This is a genomic window from Sphingomonas bacterium, assembly GCF_903643065.1.
In the GTDB taxonomy this organism is placed as follows: Bacteria; Pseudomonadota; Alphaproteobacteria; order Sphingomonadales; family Sphingomonadaceae; genus Sphingomonas.
Genome location: NZ_CAHJWX010000477.1, coordinates 1 through 2,546, shown reverse-complemented (window position 1 = coordinate 2,546; position 2,546 = coordinate 1). Strand labels below are relative to the sequence as shown.

The 2,546-nt window shown below is 70.2% G+C and carries 3 protein-coding genes and 1 pseudogene; 3 read left to right on the top strand and 1 reads right to left on the bottom strand.

Annotated features, from left to right (window positions below):
• Positions 1-192 (bottom strand): annotated as a pseudogene (locus HUU95_RS14110) (tRNA (N(6)-L-threonylcarbamoyladenosine(37)-C(2))-methylthiotransferase MtaB); the annotation flags it as partial.
• 196 nt (positions 193-388) lie between these two features.
• Between HUU95_RS14110 and ffh the strand changes: the two are divergent.
• Genes ffh through HUU95_RS14730 form a run of 3 tightly spaced genes read left to right on the top strand, consistent with a single transcriptional unit; the run spans position 389 to position 2,460 of the window.
• A complete protein-coding gene (gene ffh, locus HUU95_RS14105; RefSeq protein ID WP_174280674.1) occupies positions 389-1,876 on the top strand; it encodes a signal recognition particle protein in 1,488 nt (495 codons plus the stop codon).
• A gap of 28 nt (positions 1,877-1,904) precedes the next feature.
• A complete protein-coding gene (gene rpsP, locus HUU95_RS14100; RefSeq protein WP_174280673.1) occupies positions 1,905-2,300 on the top strand; it encodes a 30S ribosomal protein S16 in 396 nt (131 codons plus the stop codon).
• Between the two features lie 31 nt (positions 2,301-2,331).
• Positions 2,332-2,460 carry a hypothetical protein gene (locus HUU95_RS14730; protein ID WP_302480135.1) on the top strand — a complete coding sequence of 43 codons (129 nt, stop codon included), beginning with the start codon at positions 2,332-2,334 and terminating at the stop codon, positions 2,458-2,460.
• Positions 2,461-2,546 lie beyond the last annotated feature (86 nt).

Sequence of the window (2,546 nt, the reverse complement as noted above, 5' to 3'; positions counted from 1 at the left end):
GACGATCAGCTCGGCGGCGGGACGCAGCCGCCGCGCGCGCCGGACCGCCGCGCGCGTTTCCTTCACCGCCGCCCCCGTCACCGCGCAGCTGTTCACGACCACCGTGTCTGCCTGCCCCAGCATCGCCCGGATCGCCTCGCTCTCGGCGAGGTTGAGGCGGCAGCCAAGCGTGATGATCTCCGGGACGGGCATGGGACGCGCGGCTTAGGGGCGGGCGGGGGGGAAGTCCACGCGCCAGCGGCGGCTTGCCACGTCGATGCCCTTCACCTATGTCGCCACCCGTTCAGCCCGACTGGACGCAATGGTCGCGCCCTCGGGCGCACGCCGGCCGACGAGGATTCGTCCGCCGGCGCTTTTTGCGTTCGGGCAGGCGGCCCGGAGTGAAACGATGTTCGAGTCCCTCAGCGACCGCCTCGGCGGGGTCTTCGATCGCCTGCGCGGCCGTGGCGCGCTGACGGAGGCGGACGTGCGCGCGGCGATGCGCGAGGTGCGCGTCGCGCTGCTGGAGGCGGACGTCGCGCTGCCGGTCGCCCGCGCCTTTACCGACCGCGCGACGGAGGCGGCGATCGGCCAGAACGTGCTGCGCTCGGTCACGCCGGGGCAGCAGGTCGTCAAGATCGTCCATGACGAGCTGGTCGCGACGCTCGGCGCGGACGCCAGCGAGCTGTCGCTCGACGTCACCCCGCCCGCGATCGTGATGATGGTCGGGCTTCAGGGCTCGGGCAAGACCACCACCACCGCCAAGATCGCCAGGCGCCTCAAGGAGCGCGGCGCCAAGCGCGTGCTGATGGCCTCGCTCGACGTCAATCGGCCCAACGCGCAGGAACAGCTGGCGACGCTGGGCACGCAGACCGACGTGCCATGCCTTCCCATCGTCCCCGGCCAGCAGCCGGTCGACATCGCCCGGCGGGCAATCCAGGCGGCGAAGTTGCAGGGCTTCGACGTGCTGATGCTCGACACCGCCGGGCGCACCAGCATCGACCAGGCGCTGATGGACGAGATGCGCCAGGTCGCCGAGGTCGCGCGGCCGCAGGAAATCCTGCTCGTCGTCGACTCGCTGACCGGGCAGGACGCGGTCAACGTCGCGCAGAACTTCTCCGATCAGGTGCCGCTGACCGGCGTGGTGCTGACCCGCATGGACGGCGATGCGCGGGGCGGCGCCGCGCTGTCGATGCGCGCGGTGACGGGCAAGCCGATCAAGTTCGCCGGCACCGGCGAGAAGCTGGACGCGCTGGAGGCGTTCCACCCCGAGCGCGTCGCCGGCCGCATCCTGGGCATGGGCGACGTCGTCAGCTTGGTCGAGCGCGCCGCCGAGACGATCCAGCAGGAGGACGCCGAGCGGATCGCCGCGCGGATGGCCAAGGGCCAGTTCGACCTCAACGACCTGCGCGCGCAGCTGACGCAGATGAGCAAGATGGGCGGCATGGGCGCGCTCGCCGGCATGATCCCGGGGATGAAGAAGGCGCAACAGGCGATCAGCGGCACGCCCGGTGCCGACAAGATGCTCGTCCACATGGACGCGATGATCGGCTCGATGACGCTCAAGGAGCGCGCCAGGCCCGAGCTGATCAACGCCAAGCGCAAGATCAGGATCGCCAAGGGCGCGGGCAGGACGGTGCAGGAGGTCAACAAGCTCCTCAAGATGCACCAGGAGATGGCGACCGTGATGAAGCGCCTCAAGAAGATGGGCGGCATCAAGGGCATGATGGCGATGCTCGGCAAGGGCGGCCTGGGCGGCCTTGGCAACGCGATGGCGGGGCCGGAGCTGGGCGACATCATGGGTCAGATGGGCGGGCAGGGCGGCCTGCCCGGCCTGCCGGGCGGCCCCAAGATGCCGCCGGGCTTCATGAACTTCGCCGGCAAGAAAAAGAAGTAATCCGTTTCAACCTCAAGGACATCAGACCATGGCAATCTCCATCCGGCTGTCGCGCGGCGGCTCCAAGAAGCGGCCCTATTACCGCATCGTCGTCGCCGACGCGCGCAGCCCCCGCGACGGCAAGTATCTCGAAAAGATCGGAACTTATAACCCGCTGCTCGCCAAGGACTCGATCGAGCGGATCGTGCTCGACAGCGATCGCGCCAGGCATTGGCTGTCGGTCGGCGCGCAGCCGACCGATCGCGTCGCGCGCTTCCTCGACGCGGCCGGCATCCGCGAGCGCGCCCAGCGCAGCAACCCGCACAAGGGCGAGCCGGGCGAGAAGGCCAAGGAGCGCGCCGAGGAGCGGGCGGAAAAGGCCCGCGCCGCCGCCGCCGCGGTCGCCGCCCCGGCCGACGCCACGTCCGAGACGGCCGAGGCTTGATTCTTCCCCTCGTCATCCCGGCGCGGCCGGGGTGACGACGGTCTTCGCCGGCTCGCGCGAGGACGGCTTCTATTCGGACATTCCGGGCATCGCCGCCACCCTGAACATCCAGCCCGATCCGAACGCCATCATCTACGGCGACCGCATCACCACGCGCTAGCGTTCAGCGTGCGCGTCGCACGCGCCGCAGCTCGTCGAGGATCAGGAGCGCGGCGCCGATCGTGATCGCGCTGTCGGCGACGTTGA